At 43.5% G+C, this 15160-nt stretch carries 13 protein-coding genes, 1 other RNA gene and 1 riboswitch; of the genes, 1 reads left to right on the forward strand and 13 read right to left on the reverse strand.

Annotated elements, in window-relative coordinates:
- Positions 1-40 precede the first annotated feature (40 nt).
- Positions 41-586 (reverse strand): GNAT family protein, encoded by a 546-nt coding sequence (locus WCV65_RS11855; RefSeq protein WP_338776700.1) that lies wholly within the window; start codon positions 584-586, stop codon positions 41-43.
- A gap of 150 nt (positions 587-736) precedes the next feature.
- On the opposite strand from WCV65_RS11855, the gene WCV65_RS11860 reads away from it, so the two are divergent.
- Positions 737-1150, forward strand: a complete 414-nt coding sequence (locus tag WCV65_RS11860) for a chemotaxis protein CheX (RefSeq protein WP_051860713.1) — start codon at positions 737-739, stop codon at positions 1148-1150.
- Positions 1151-1212: 62 nt separating this feature from the next.
- On the opposite strand, the gene WCV65_RS11865 is transcribed toward WCV65_RS11860, so the two are convergent.
- The 12 genes from WCV65_RS11865 to WCV65_RS11920 form a co-directional block, all read right to left on the reverse strand.
- A complete protein-coding gene (locus WCV65_RS11865; protein WP_338776704.1) occupies positions 1213-2520 on the reverse strand; it encodes a nucleobase:cation symporter-2 family protein in 1308 nt (435 codons plus the stop codon).
- Positions 2517-3101, reverse strand: a complete 585-nt coding sequence (locus WCV65_RS11870) for a xanthine phosphoribosyltransferase (protein ID WP_338776707.1) — start codon at positions 3099-3101, stop codon at positions 2517-2519. The genes WCV65_RS11865 and WCV65_RS11870 overlap by 4 nt, the downstream gene beginning before the upstream one ends.
- Before the next feature lie 105 nt (positions 3102-3206).
- Positions 3207-3308: riboswitch (purine riboswitch) on the reverse strand.
- Between the two features lie 362 nt (positions 3309-3670).
- Positions 3671-5173: a carboxypeptidase M32 gene (locus WCV65_RS11875; RefSeq protein ID WP_338776710.1), complete on the reverse strand. Its 1503-nt coding sequence runs from the start codon at positions 5171-5173 to the stop codon at positions 3671-3673.
- Between the two features lie 288 nt (positions 5174-5461).
- Positions 5462-7399, reverse strand: coding sequence for an ATP-dependent DNA helicase (locus WCV65_RS11880; RefSeq protein ID WP_338776711.1), 1938 nt, complete (start codon positions 7397-7399; stop codon positions 5462-5464).
- Between the two features lie 473 nt (positions 7400-7872).
- Positions 7873-8067 carry a hypothetical protein gene (locus tag WCV65_RS11885; protein ID WP_035408755.1) on the reverse strand — a complete coding sequence of 65 codons (195 nt, stop codon included), beginning with the start codon at positions 8065-8067 and terminating at the stop codon, positions 7873-7875.
- A 57-nt stretch (positions 8068-8124) separates the two neighbouring features.
- Positions 8125-9267, reverse strand: a complete 1143-nt coding sequence (locus tag WCV65_RS11890) for a class I SAM-dependent RNA methyltransferase (protein ID WP_338776714.1) — start codon at positions 9265-9267, stop codon at positions 8125-8127.
- Positions 9268-9402: 135 nt separating this feature from the next.
- Positions 9403-9795: RNase P RNA component class B (gene rnpB, locus WCV65_RS11895), an RNA gene on the reverse strand.
- Between the two features lie 97 nt (positions 9796-9892).
- Entirely contained in the window at positions 9893-10189 is a 297-nt protein-coding gene (gene gpsB / locus WCV65_RS11900; RefSeq protein ID WP_035408751.1) for a cell division regulator GpsB, read from the reverse strand.
- 251 nt (positions 10190-10440) lie between these two features.
- Positions 10441-10989: a DUF1273 domain-containing protein gene (locus tag WCV65_RS11905; RefSeq protein WP_338776715.1), complete on the reverse strand. Its 549-nt coding sequence runs from the start codon at positions 10987-10989 to the stop codon at positions 10441-10443.
- Between the two features lie 56 nt (positions 10990-11045).
- Positions 11046-11270, reverse strand: coding sequence for a CotD family spore coat protein (locus tag WCV65_RS11910; protein WP_082883677.1), 225 nt, complete (start codon positions 11268-11270; stop codon positions 11046-11048).
- A 319-nt stretch (positions 11271-11589) separates the two neighbouring features.
- Positions 11590-12867 (reverse strand): ribonuclease H-like domain-containing protein, encoded by a 1278-nt coding sequence (locus WCV65_RS11915; RefSeq protein ID WP_338776718.1) that lies wholly within the window; start codon positions 12865-12867, stop codon positions 11590-11592.
- Positions 12836-15136, reverse strand: coding sequence for a DEAD/DEAH box helicase (locus WCV65_RS11920; protein WP_156505820.1), 2301 nt, complete (start codon positions 15134-15136; stop codon positions 12836-12838). The genes WCV65_RS11915 and WCV65_RS11920 overlap by 32 nt, the downstream gene beginning before the upstream one ends.
- Positions 15137-15160 lie beyond the last annotated feature (24 nt).

Genomic DNA, 15160 nt, shown 5'->3' on the forward strand with positions numbered 1-15160 from the left:
AGGTTTAACCCGATTCTTAAAATCCCCGTTTTAAATATTTTCAGTATTTTTCAAAAAAATAAGCCATATGGATTTCATCATCGTATTTTCCATTTAAGTAGACCTGATCCTTTTGAACGCCCTCTATAACAAAGCCTGTTTTCTCATATAGCTTCACTGCCACCTCGTTACTCTTAAACACTGTAAGACAAAGCTTATGAAGCTGATGAGCTTGGCACCATTCCAGCGTGTAGTTCATCGCTTCCTTTCCGATGCCTAACCCTTGCGCTGAACTTGTCAGCCATGTACGGAAAAGACCGGTATGTCTCTTCATTTTTAGTTCACCTCTGAGGACTCTTGCAATGCCGATGACTTCACCCTCTAATTCAATAGCAGCATACATATGATCTTTTTCCTTAATTTCTTTAATGAATTCCCGTTCCTCCTCAAGTGTTCTAACCTGTTCCTTTTGTATGTAAACACCAGACCGGACGACACTCTCCGCTGCCTTGATGATTTGTGCGGCATCCTCAAGGACAACTGGACGGATGATTACGGTCCGGCCGTCCTTCGCTGTAAATTTCTTGGTTTTTTCTTCCTTTAGCATGGTTCATCAGCTCCTTACCCTTTTTTATGTTTGCCATCGAGTAAATGATTTATTATACATCGTTCGACAAATACTTTCAAAAACCGTATTCTTCCGAGCGTATTCTGTGGTATGATGAATTCGAAAATATAAGCCGGAGGAACTATTTTTATGACAGAATATACTTATAACCTCATTATAACTAGTACGTTTGAATCAATAAAAACAATGGTCCCCGGTACTTTTCATTACGAACTGGAAAACAGCCGTCTCTCAACCGCCGCTGTTCAGGTCGGCATCATCGGTGAAGTGAAGGGCAGCCTGCTTATTGAGGGCAATGAAGATGTTTTCAAAGATTTCGGACTGAAGCTTTACGGTATGGCACTCGAAGGTGAAATGCTGTCATCTTTTATTGGAGAATTTGCGAATATGGTAGCCGGACAAATGGCCACCAATCTTTCTTCAAAAGGAATGAAACTGGATATCACTCCGCCTAGGCTGCTGGAAGATACATTGGGGTTCAATCCTTATAGCCACAAACAGGAAGGACCCCTAAAAGTTTCTTTTTCTGAAAGCAGCCTTTGAACATGACTGGCATACAAAAAAGATCCCGCTTAAACAGCTGGGATCTTTTTTCATGACATGCTTTAATTATTCAGCACCCGTGCTTCAAATTCTTGCTCTTTGCTTTTCACAGGGCGGACATTAAGCAGCAGGTTAAGGAGAATTGCAGCAGCACTGCCTGCAACAATCCCGTTGCTTGTAAGTATTTTGAAAGCTTCAGGAAGCTGCGAGAACATATCCGGAACGGCGGTTACTCCCATACCAATGCCAACAGAGCAGGCGATAATCAGCAAATTTTCCTGTGAAGAAAAGTCTACTCTCGATAGCATTTTAATCCCGTATGCTATGACCATCCCAAACATCGCAACCATCGCTCCGCCGAGTACAGGTGATGGAATAATCGTTGTAAAGGCTGCAATTTTAGGAACAAGTCCCAGCAGGGCAAGCATGATGCCAGCCGTCATAATAACTTTTCTTTTTTTCACTCCTGAAAGCTGAATCAGTCCTACATTTTGTGAATAAGCCGTATAAGGAAAGGCATTAAATAAGCCGCCAAGAAGGTAAGCAATTCCTTCGGCACGGTATCCTTTTGCTAAATCCTTCTCATCGATTTCTCTTTCACATATATCCGCTACTGCGATATAAACACCCGTTGATTCAATCATGCTTACAATCGCCACCAAAATCATCGTGACAATCGGGGCCCATTCAAAGGATGGTGCTCCAAAATAAAACGGCTGCAGCCCAGATATCCAGGATGCTTCATGTACTGCCTGGAAATTGACCATTCCCATAAACGAACCCGCAATGGTACCCGCGGCTAGTCCAATCAAGATCGAGACGGAGCGAATGAATCCTTTTGTAAAACGGAACAGCAAAATGATGAGCAGCAGTACGCCAAATGCAAGTGCAAGATTTGAACCAGCACCAAAATCTTTGCTGCCTTCTCCACCAGCCATATTTCCCATCGCTACAGGGATCAGAGTAATTCCTATAATCGTTACAACTGAACCCGTAACAACCGGCGGAAAAAACTGGGCAATCTTGCTGAAAGCACCTGCGAAGATTAAAATAAACAATCCTGATGCCAATATAGCTCCATAAACTGCGGAAATTCCGTAATCAGTACCTATGGCAATCATCGGACCTACAGCTGTAAATGTACAGCCAAGGACGATTGGAAGTCCAATTCCAAAGAAGCGATTCGAAAGAACCTGGAGGAGTGTCGCCACCCCGCACATGAAAATATCGATAGAAACGAGATACGTCAATTGCTGGCCGCTTAGGCCGAGTGAGCTCCCTACAATCAGAGGTACAATCATGGCACCCGCATACATGGCTAAAACATGCTGCATCGCCAGGGATGCCGTTTTACCTGCCGTTAATTTCATATCGTCACTTCCTCTGCAAATGTCACTTCCCTATTTGCAAGAGAAGAAATTCTTGCGAGGGATTCCACTTTCACTCCCAGATTCCTTAATTCTGCTCCGCCATCCTGGAACGCTTTTTCTATCACAATTCCAATTCCGGCAAGCTTTGCACCCGATTGCGCCGTGATTTCCATTAGCCCCTTTGCGGCCTGTCCATTCGCAAGAAAATCATCAATAATCAGGACAGTATCACCAGCCTTCAGGTAATTGCCTGAGACCGCAATCGGATTTTCCTCTTGTTTTGTAAAAGAGTATACACTTGCCGTTAGCAGGTTTTCTGTTAATGTGAGCGATTTTCTTTTTCTAGCAAAAACAACTGGTACACCCAAAAACAATCCTGTCATGACAGACGGGGCGATTCCTGAGGACTCCAGTGTCAGGATTTTCGTAATTCCTTCCTTTTTAAACCGGTCTGCAAATTCTTTTCCAATTTCCTGCATTAGGACAGGATCGATCTGATGATTTAAAAAGGAATCTACTTTCAGGACCTGCTCATTCAAAACGGTGCCCTCATCTTTTATTTTTTGTTTTAGTAACTGCATGTGTGTAACCCCTCTCTATTCGTTTGAGGCGATGTATACAAAAAAAGACATCGCCTACTATGAAGTAAGCAATGCCTATAGAAACCTGAATAGCATTCAGGTTGATCCGCACGTTCGCTTACTCATAGTCGGATCATTTACGGTAATCCGGTAGAAACTTGCAGGCCATATCCCTGCGATTATATGAGTGCAATTGAATTACTTTGGATTATAGCATTAATTGTCGAACATGAAAAGATTTACGAACAAAAAAGTATGGAGTATTAAAATTGTTCGCTTTTTCTAAAAACTTTTTTGTGGAACCCTGCGGGAAAGCAGGAAGGATGAGATGTCACACCCGCGTTGTCCATTTGCGGTGTGAACGGTCCTCTAGAAAGGGTTTTAAAAGGCTGATTGCAGCCAGCCGGGCAGGCGGTGAGCGTTTTGCAAAAGCTGCAAATCTTCCACTCCAATAATTATTCAAAGCACCTATATAAAAACACACCTCCCCGGAATGCTCAAACAGCTTCCCGGGGGGTGTGCTTTTAATACCGTTCCTCACTGCAGGTCTTTTCGGATAGCCCTGCTGTTTAAAGTGAATATAGTTTCGTGTATTTTTCCTCCAAAAAGTCAATCAGGTAGGTAGGGTTGAGTTCTTCCCCTGTCACCTCCATCAGAAGCTGCAGCGGTTTTTTCGTTTTTCCGTATTGATGGATGCGTTCAGACAACCAGGCAAGAATACCGGAAAGTTCTCCTTTTTCTATCCGTTCTTCAAGGTCCGGCAGGTCTTTTAGCATGGATTCGCGGATTTGCGCTGCATACAGGAGGCCAAGTGCATAGGAAGGGAAATAGCCGAAGCTGCCCCCTGACCAATGGACATCCTGCAGCACTCCTTTTGCATCATTAGGAGGGGTCACCCCTAAATATTCCTCATACTTTTCATTCCAAACGCGCGGCAGATCCGCTACTGCCAGATTTCCGTTAAATAGTTCCTTCTCAATTTCATATCGGATCATAATATGAAGCGGATACGTCAGTTCATCCGCCTCTATTCGGATTAAAGAAGGCTTTGACTCATTTATAGCAAAGTAAAAGTCCTCTAAAGAAACGCTGTTCAGCTGCTCTGGTGAGAATTCTCTAAGTGTCTCATAGTGCCTTTTCCAAAAACCAAAGCTCCGTCCTACGAAATTTTCATAAAACAGCGACTGTGATTCATGGATGCCATAGGATGTTCCGCTGCAAAGCAGCGTGCCTTCCAGATCGGCAGAAATATTTTGTTCATATAGGGCGTGCCCGCATTCATGGATGGTACCGAAAATAGCGGTGCGGAAGTCATTCGCATCATATTTCGTTGTAACCCTTACGTCACTGCGGTTCAGGGAAATCTGGAACGGATGAACTGTTTCATCCAAACGGCCTGCTGAAAAATCATAGCCTAGTTCTTTAAGGAAAAACTCGCTCGCTTTTCTCTGGCCTTCTACTGGAAAGGTTTGATAAATAAATGATGTATCCGGCTGTTTGTTTGAACCTGCAATCCTTTTAACAAGAGGAACAATGCGTTCTCTTAAGCTATTAAAAACACGATCCAGAATGTCCGTCGTCATGCCAGGCTCATAAAAATCAAGCAAAGTATTATAAGGAGTTCCTTCATAGCCCCAATACGTTAAAAATTTCTTGTTTGCTTCAATTAACTTCTCGAGGTATGGAGCAAACAATGAAAAATCCGACGTTTCCTTCGCAGTCTCCCAGACAGACTCCGCCTTTGTCTGAAGCATCACGTACTCGGCGTATTCTTTTTCAGGAATCTTTTCATACTTTTTATATTCCTTCATCGATTCTTCTACGGCTGCCGATGTTTTCACTGACAGCTCTTCTTGAATACTAAGCTGATCAAGCAATTCTTTCATTTCATTTGAAGTTTTCAAACGGAAGACTTCAGATGAAAGGACGCCAATGGTTTTTGACCGCTGATCGACAGCTTTTTTCGGTGCTCCGGTGCGCAGATCCCAAAACATGACATTCAATGCCTCATTATAGCTTTCTATTTTTTGCAGCAGATCGTAAAAACGAATTTCTATTGCATTCTCGTTCATCTATGTATCCCCCTCTTATTCTTGCTGGAAAATTCCCACTTTTAGATTAATCGAAAAAAGAAAAGGATGTCAATCTATTCCTCAGGCAGAAGAGATTGGTTCGGCTTATTTTTAACCTTTTTTACAGGAGGCAGCAATCTCCGTTTTTAAGAGCTTCTGGCTGATCCCGCAACTTTGCGCCTTGTTAAAAGCCGTTATGAGCAAAATAAAAAAAATCCAAGATCACTCATACTGCGAGCGCCCTTGGATTTTTTCCTATCGTGTTATTAGACTCATGCTCCGTCCCTGTCAGCCAATCTCCCTATCCATCTTAGGTGTAACCGGCAGGACTTCATGTATGGCTTTAAGTGTTTCAGCTGATTGTCCTTCATCAATGAATATGCAAGCTGAGCCTGAATCGGATCCTGAACGTATTAACCGTCCAAGACCTTGCCGGAGCCTTAAAATCATATATGGCAAGTCCACTTGGGTGAATGCATCTTTCGAGTGGTTTCGTTTCGACTCAAATACCGGATCAGCTGGAGGGAATGGCAATGACCAGATGATGAGATTTGATAGCGATTCGCCTGGTACATCAAGACCTTCCCACAGGTTTACCGTGCATAGTACAGAGCTTGCATCTCTTTGAAACTTTGATACCGTTTCGCTTATTTCGTTATCGCCTTCAAAGTAGATCGGGAAGCTGAACTGACCAGGATCTAAACGATCCCTGAACCAATTCAATTCTTTTAACGAAGGGAAAAGAATCAATGATTTCCCTTGACTCTTTATTAACGATTTTTTGACTTTGTCCAGCTTTGCTTCAGCGGTTTCCTGATTATAGATGTAAAGCTCCATTTGTTCATCATAGTCAAAAGGAGAATCCACAGTGAAGGAAAGGTAGTCAGATATTCCAAGACTGCTTGCCATATAATCGAATGATTTTCCGCTTGACAGAGTTGCAGATGAGAAAATGACCGGCTTATTGCTGCTGAATACTTTCTCCTTCAGCACTTCTTCAACGGTCCTCGGCATAATGACGAGGCAAAGGTCTGCGCCCTGGCTTTCGGTCCATGAAACGGCGTGGTTTCCTTTATTGAATAACTGAAAAGAGTATTCCATCTGTTCAAGCGTTTCTTCTGCAATCTTCAGCTCGAATGGGTCAATTGTATAGAGTTCACCTTCAAATACAAGGGCTTCGCCAATTTGCTCGAGAGCAGACTGCAGCTGCATGCCTGTTTGCTTTAATTTAGCACTGCTTATAATTTCATAGCGTTCCGAATCGTTTGCTTTCACAGAAGAATCATCCAGCAAACTGAAAAATTCATCATTGATCATGAGTGCATCTTCTACTAGGTTCGCAAATTCTTCTCTGATTTCGTTTTGCAGGAGGCGTTCCAGGCTTGCTTCAAGCGTGCTTTTTCTTACCCTGTACGTCAGCGCTTTTTGTGCTGCAAATTCCAGCAGATGCCCTTCATCAAATACGACACTGCTGTGCTCAGGAAGAAACGGCAAATGCCCTTCCCGCTTTCTTGATTCAGCCGTCCACACATGCTCCATGTAGAAATCATGGGAGCAGATAATCAGATCTGCCGCTTTGCGGTAATGGTCTCTAGAAAGCGTCAAACCGCAGCGCTGCCGCAGCTCACAGGTCTGGCAGTCCTGGAAGGGATCCCAGGAAATACGTTTCCACTCATTATCCGATACATCCGGATACTGCTTCCGGTCGCCATATGGAGTGTAGCGCTGCAAGCCGCTTGGCTGATAGACAAAGTCCGGCAATTCTTCGTGTATTTGATCGAATTTTTCGTTGTCTTCTTTTTCTACCGTGTCTTTCAGCTTTTTCGCACACAAATATTGATCCTGCGATTTACTTAATCTGGCATCTACAGTCAAATCCAAATGCTTAGCGATTTTACGGATATCGCCTTCTTCTTTAACAAGCTGCTCAATCAGCGTTTCATCTGCACAAGCAATAACGGCAGGCTTACCGGTATATCTCGCATAGGCAATCGTAAAAAGCAAATAGACTAGTGTTTTTCCAGTTCCGACACCGGCTTCAGCAAAAATCGTTTTCTTTTCTTTGAAGGCTCTTTCAAGCTGAAAAGCCATAAAAATCTGTTCATCCCGTAAATCAAAACCCTTTTCGGGCAATATGTCATAAAAAACGTCACCAATCCAATTGGATAATCCTTCATAGAACGTTTCATCTTTAGATATAGGAAATGGCAATCGGGCAGTTTTCATGTATATACACCGTTCCTCTTTATGAATTCAGAACTCTAATTGTACCATGCAGCTCTCTGCCCTGCAACTGATGAGCTAGACGGAGATACACCCTGGAATACTAATTCACATTGAGTCCATTTTTCATTTCCCAAACGCCTGAATACGGACCCATATGATTCCGTCAGCCTTTCAAGTCCGCTTTTTTACTCCATCAAATCCCGCTGTATGTCTCATATGGAGCGGTGCCACAGGCAGGCGCCTGTCCCCTCAAATTTTACTGTACTAAAGCTCAGGCACCCTCGCTTCAAAGCCTTGATACATAAGGGCTGGACGCATAATGCCTCTGTCCCCCGGTGCGTTGAAGCAGAACGGCACTGGCACCACCCGCTAATCCTAATCCACATCGAATCATCCCCTTAACAGTCAAAAAGAGGAACCTTAAGCTTGGTTCCTCTTGGGTGCGGATGATTTAATCAAGCCTCTCAGCGAGCTCAATTCTTATCATACAAAGTATGAATGATTAGTTTCCTCTCCAGTGAAGAAGCGTGGGAGATTGCGTGAAGCAAATCTTCCCTTGCTGTCCCAATGGATTGGACTGCTGCACTGTCAGCTGACTGGTCTGACAAGTGTTCAAACGAACGGTTCAGCGCATTCGTGATCCGCTGAAATTCTTCATTGCCCAGCATAAACGGCTTCACTCCTTTTTGCACAGATACTTGCAGTTTATGCCGGGCACAGACACTTTATACGTTTCTTGGAGGTCTAGGACCCCAAAATTGATAATAATCCGTTCGAAGAAAACCATTAAACAGCTTTCGTTTTTTTGTTGCCTTTTTCCCATAAAACTTTTCGAAGTCAGGATGGGACGTAAGCATATAAACAGACCAGGTGTCAATTCCGTTGAATGCCTGTCCCATCTGCCTGTACATGTGCTCTACTTCCTTTTTATCACCTAAACGCTCGCCATACGGAGGATTACCGACAACCACTCCGTACTCCAAAGGAGAGGTAAAGTCCCTAACCTGCATCTGTTTAAATTGAATTAAATCAGCCAGACCGGCTTCTTCCGCATTTTCTTTCGCAATTTCGATCATCCTGTGATCAATATCACTGCCGAAAATTTCAAGCTTCTGATCATAATTTGCCAGATCCTCAGCTTCCATTCTAGCTTCTCTCCATAAGTCTTTTCCAATCCAGTCCCACTGCTCTGACGCGAACTCGCGATTGAAGCCCGGTGCGATGTTTTGACCAATTAAAGCTGCCTCCATCGGAATCGTTCCGGAACCGCAGAAAGGATCCGCAAAGGGTTTATCAGGATTCCAATTCGTCAGCATCACAAGAGCAGCTGCCAGCGTTTCTTTTAACGGTGCTTCTCCCTGCCCGATCCGGAAACCTCTTTTATGCAGTCCTGTACCTGATGCATCAATTGTAAGTGTGCAGATATCCTTATGCAGGGCAACTTCAATACGGTAAAGCGGACCGTTTTCGTCAAACCAGCCGGATTGTTTTTTATAATGCTTCTTTAGCTTTTCAACGACTGCTTTTTTAACAATGCTTTGGCAATCGGGTACAGAAAACAGCTTGGACTTGACCGATTTCCCGATAACCGGAAATTCGGCGTTCTCCGGTATGTAATCGCCCCAGTTTAAGGCTTTTGTTTGTTCAAAAAGATCATCAAACGTTTCAGCTTTAAATTCTCCAACCTTTATTTTAATCCGGTCCGCCGTGCGAAGCCAAAGATTGGAACGCGCGATTGCTTTGGCGTCACCCTTAAAAATAACTTTCCCATTTTCCGTTTCGTGTTTATATCCAAGATCCCCTACCTCTTTGGCTACAAGCGCTTCAAGCCCCATAGCGGAGGTGGCGATCAGAGTAACATCCTTCATTATTGCAGCTCCCCATTCCTTTGAAATGGCGGCGCCGATTCGACGTGCGCCCGTACATATTGTAACGAAAAAGCTCTCCTGTCACAAGGAGAGCCATGCATTCATCATATAGTGGATAACTTTTACCTAATAACGTTCGATAAGCCATGTTTTGTTCCTTCGTACTGCAAACGGCTGTCGCCTCGTACTCAGGCGGCAATCATCTATCTACAGAGACAAACTGCTCTGTCTTTCCCTTTGTTCAATTTCTCCAGGAAAATGCCCCTACCATTATTTGGGTTTCTCGCTCGAGGGGTTTACCGCGTTCCACTCCTGCAATTTCTTGCAGGACTACGTCACTGTGGCACTTTCAGAGTATTAAAGCCATATTCCAAATGGAACTTAGGCTCGTTCCCCGCCGTTAGTCCAGAAATTCCAGACTACCCTGGCTTATGAATTCGCCAGGCACGAACACTACGGGCATCTCAGCACCGTGCGAGCATGGACTTTCCTCTGCAGCCCTAAAGACTGCAGCGATTACCTGAACGTCATTATTTAGTTAGCCGCTGTTAACAGCAATGTAAATTATAACGGGTTATAATACAAATATCAATAGCTGATTTTGGAAGATCGTCTTTTGTATGTATTAATCGTACAACTTGCTTCCAAATACATGTTTTTCAAGGTTGGACAATCTTTTCAGAATGTCAAAGTTCGTTGTATTGGTTTGTGCAGGCTGCTTTTTATATGCTTCTTCAAGCTGCTTCTTCAATCGAAGATTTTCCTGTTGAAGCTCTTCTATTTCCTGGTGGAATGTCTCATAATCCTTGATGATATAATCAAGATATTTATCCACATCTTCTTGTCTGTATCCTCTTACAGAGGTTTTAAATTCTTTTTCAAGTATTTCTTTGGCCGTCAGCTTCACTTTGTCAGAAAGCATCTCTTTCACCCCGATCGAAAATGGTTACTTCATATTTTTTCAGAAATCCTTCCAAATGTCAATTTCCCCAATAAAGTATGTTTTTAAACAAAGGCTTGTTTCGCAAACTTTGAAGCAGGGAATTAGAATTTGCTGTGGTTATGGCTGGGTTTTTGTTCCTGCTACTCTGTTCATTGGCGGCGGGTATGCTCGTCGCCTGTCACGCTTCTCCAGCCTGCTCATCCTTTTTTAGGTAAGCCTTAGTAATTGAATTATTCTTCATCCTGAAGGTCCTCTACTATGTTTTGAAGATCATAAAAGGTAAAGGCCTTAATGGTATATTCGTTTGCGGATTTCATTTTACGGGCGGTTTCCAGCATAAATTTAGGAGAGCCTGGTTTTTCTTCATCGTAAATAAGCAGCAATCCGTCCGTTTTTTGAATAAAAAAATGGTTTTTCATGATAAATTGCTTTGGGTTTTCATATGGACGCTTCGTGATGCTGTCGACGAAATCCGCCTCCATAAGAACACGTTCATATTGTTCTTTGTTTGCTTCCTTCCACTTTTCCTCTTGATTTAAAAAGGGTGTAAGGACGGCAAGGTTAAGCTGAGGATACTCGAGCCTCAGTTCGATGACCGCTTCTGCTGCCCACAGCTCGACACCGAGCTGGCCGCTGATTACGACCCACTCAAGCCCCTCATCTAAAAGAACCTTCAATTCTTTTTCAATCAGCTTTTTTATGTAAAAAACTGCCGGATGGCTTTTTGAAAACACACCAAGCTCATGCGGCTTATATCCCGTGATCGCAATTGTTTTCATCTTTATCACCTGTAGAATAAGTAAAGGAGCTGATGATGTCAGCTCCTTCCTGAATCTTAGCGCGGTCCCGGTCCGCTGCAGTTAAAGTGCTGGTGGGATACCTCGTTCACAGCAGATTGCGTTTGCGGATGATAGTGCAAATGCTGATACATCTGATGGTTAACGTTAGTAGTGTGCTGAGGATGGATATGGGGCACTGCCGTAGTTGAATAGGTATTATGCACACAGCATTGAGTAGGGTGCACGATAGGCGGCATCATACAAGGTCTTCTTCCAAACATTTTCTCCACTCCCTTAGATAAATATCTTGCTTTCCATACAAGTTATGTGAAAGGGAGTATACATGTACTATTACAAATACCTATTTTTTTGTACAAATTAGAGATAAGCGTAAAACGTTTCTTTAAAAGCAGTAAAAACATAGACCGTAACAAGCAAAACAACAAAAAACAGGTAGAAAACACCTTTATGCATTGAGCATTCTCCTAACAGATGATTGGCTTACAGTCATCTATTTTACATGGTTCAGCACCGTTCTACAATTATTGTTTTGACTTGTTTGAAAATGTCACACAAATGTTAAAAATTTGGCGGAATTTCTCAATTCCTGCGCTTGCCCGGGGAATAATTTCGTAATAATTTCCTGTTTAACCGTTCTTTGCGCTTATTTCCCTCCGCTAAAATGGAATCTATGGCAGGAAGCTTCGCCAGCCTGTTAAGTTCTTTCGCGGACGCCATGGCTGCTTCTGTCCACTTTAAGGCGAGATCATTGTTTTTATCAGCATGCTCATAATACATTGCCAGCTGGATAGAGGCATCAATTTTTAATTTCCCTGAATCATTTGCTGCAATATCTTCCCATGCCTGAACGGCTGCCGGCCAATTTTTTTCCTTCTTCCGTTTAAGCGCCAGCTTGTACTTTGCGTCAAAGGACTTTTTATCGCCCCTTAGTGCAATTGCTTCGTACTCCTTTAATGCCGCCGAGTGCTCCCCTGCTGTTTCATACCATCTTGCTACTTCATACTGCTCAATTTCATCTCCAGCTTGACCGGACCCGATATTTAAAAGGCTGTTTGATAAATGTGTGTAAAGTGTAATCAGTGTCAGTACATCAAGTTCATTGTGCTTTAAAATTCCTTCCAGCACCAATTCATCCTGTGTCTGGACATAGTGCTGATAAATAATCGGCGCCAAATAACCGGGCACATCGTCTTCCCTTTTGATATGGAGCATTTCCGATTCGACATTCACAAGCTTCAATGCATACTCTTTATGCTTCCACAGCCTTCTTGAAGCATGGTAAAGATCAAAATGGCCAAACGACGGAAGCTCTGGGACAAACTCGCGGATTAAGGTATGCCTTGTTTTTACCTGGGGCCAATCAAATGATTTACCATTATAGGTTACAAGGGTTGTAATATCTACATATTTCAAAAAATCCTTATATAGGGCAACTTCATGTCCCGGTTTTGGCAGCAGGTGCTGCCGGACTGTTACTTCATTTTCTGAAAACGAAGCATGCCCAAGCAGAAAAATCATGTTTCCCGTTCCTCCGCCAAGCCCAGTTGTTTCCGTATCGAAAAAGAATAAATCCTCCGTACGATGTCCTTTGGCTGAAAGTGGATGATTCAAGGAACTCTCATTCCACCTTTTTACCGCATCAGCACAGTCCTGCAATTTGTACAATCCATGCTGATAATCAAGCGGATAAGAAATTTCACGGAGCAGGCAGTAATCCTCCCCGTATTTTACCGCTTTTAATTCTGACTTATTTTCATCTCCCGCTGGTTCCGGTTTCACAGGCAGAGACGGCTGTTCAGGAGGCGCCTCGGAGATGATATGGTTTTTAAGACGGTTTAACTTGTTTTTTAATGACATGGTTTTCCCTCAAATCTTTCAAAAGAGTGAGCGTATCCAGCTTTTGTGACTCCATGCTCCCATCCGTGCCAACACAGGATGGGCATCCTTGTTCGCATGGGCATGCGTAAATCAAGTCATGGCTTTCGGCCACAAGTTCATGAAATTGTTCAAAAATCTTTTTTGACAGCCCCACTCCACCGGGATACCGGTCATAGAGGAAAACAGTCGGGAGCTCGTTATGAGATGCTTTTACCTGGGGAACGACGTGAAGGTCTGATGGGTCGCACATGACCTTTAAAGGTGCAATATGGCGAAAAACATTTGCCATTCCCATTAAAGCCTCTTCAACCCGGTCCTCTGTCCAATCCCGGTTCTCCATCTTCAAGCTGAGCCAGGCTGAATTGGTATGAAGAATTTCTTCAGGCAATGAGATCGGGCCAGATCCGATATTTTCGTGCGTATCGAATTTAATTTTTTTGAAAATAGTTGCCATTGCCTGTACAGCTACATCTCCAAATCCAGTTTCATACTCCCCTTTGGAGCCGGTTAAATCGGTTTCTAAAACCTTAAGCTGGACAGCAAGGTTCGCATCTGTATAGTAATCGGTCTTCACTTCTCTGACAAATGCTTTTTTCTCCTCCCAATCGAGAAGCTCTACCTGAAATTGAATTCCCTGGTGCAGGTAAATCGCTTCATCATGAAGGAGCGTCATAGCGCTGAACCTGTCCATCTCACCAATCACTTTGACTGCTGAAATATCCGACTGATCAATGATGACCACATTTTCCTGGGAAGCGGACCGGAGCGAGATATTGTGTGCAGGAAACGAGGCATTCATCCAATGGAACTGCCCCCTGTTCTGAACGAGTACATGTTCTTCAGCCAAATACTCGAGGATCTCCGTAATATCAGAAGCTCCAAATGTATCCTGTTCTTTAAAAGGAAGCTCAAATGCCGCGCATTTGATGTGATCGACTAAGACAATGAGATTATCAGGATCAATGACTGCAGTTTCAGGATTCTGCTCAAAAAAGTAATCCGGATTTTGAATGATGTACTGATCCAGGGGGTTTGAACTTGCCACCATGACAATAAAGGCCTCTCCATGACGTCTTCCAGCTCTGCCTGCCTGCTGCCAGGCACTTGCAATCGTTCCTGGATATCCCGTCATAATACATGTCTGAAGCTGTCCGATATCCACCCCAAGCTCCAGTGCATTTGTGCTGACGACGCCAATGATCTCACCGGACCTTAACCCCTTTTCAATTTCCCGTCTTTGCTTCGGAAGGTAGCCGCCCCGATAGCCTCTGATCGTTTTTGGACCTAATTTTTTCTTAATCAGCTCCTGCAAATACGTCAGAATAATTTCCACCCTTACCCGGCTTCTTGCAAATACGATAGTTTGTATGCCATTGCTCAGGAAATGACCGGCAAGATCGCGGACTTCAAGTGTAGCGCTTTTCCTTATATTCATTGCTTTGTTTACAATTGGGGGATTATAGAATACAAAATGTTTTCTTCCTGATGGAGCTCCATTGTTGTCAATCAGCTCCATCCTGCTTCCAGTAAGCCTCTCGCCAAGTTCTTTCGGATTCGCGATGGTTGCTGATGTGCATATAAAGATTGGCTCGCTTCCATAATACCTGCAAATACGCATAAGCCTTCTGATCACGTTCGCAACATGGCTGCCGAAAATGCCTCTGTACGTATGCAATTCATCGATTACAATGTATTTCAGATTTTCAAACAATGAGACCCATTTTGTATGGTGGGGCAATATCGCAGAATGAAGCATATCCGGGTTCGTCATGACGATATGTCCCGCCTTGCGAATTAACTGACGGATGGCAGGCGAAGTGTCTCCATCATATGTATAAGAGTTTATAGACGCATCCATAGACTGAATCAGTTCATTCATTTCACTTTTTTGATCCTGGGCCAATGCCTTTGTCGGAAAGAGATAAAGGGCCCGGTTTTCGGATTTTTCCAGCACACTTTGAAGAACAGGGAGGTTATAGCAAAGGGTTTTCCCCGAAGCTGTAGGAGTGACCGCAACAAAGCTCGTTCCATTTCTAGCTGCTGCATACGCTGTGCTTTGGTGAGTGTAGAGTTCCTGTATCCCTCTCGAATGAAGGGCCTCAAGCAGCTTTGGATGCACATCTTCCGGCATAGGAGCCATTTTCGCCTCACGCGGTTCAAGCGTTCTCCAGTGAACAATTTTTTCTTTAAACGCTTCATCCTTTTTCAGCCATTCAACAAGCTGGTCCATCGTTTTTTTCTTAAACAATACGATCACCTCTTTCCTGCTATT

This window comes from Metabacillus sp. FJAT-52054 (assembly GCF_037201815.1).
In the GTDB taxonomy this organism is placed as follows: domain Bacteria; phylum Bacillota; class Bacilli; order Bacillales; family Bacillaceae; genus Metabacillus_B; species Metabacillus_B sediminis.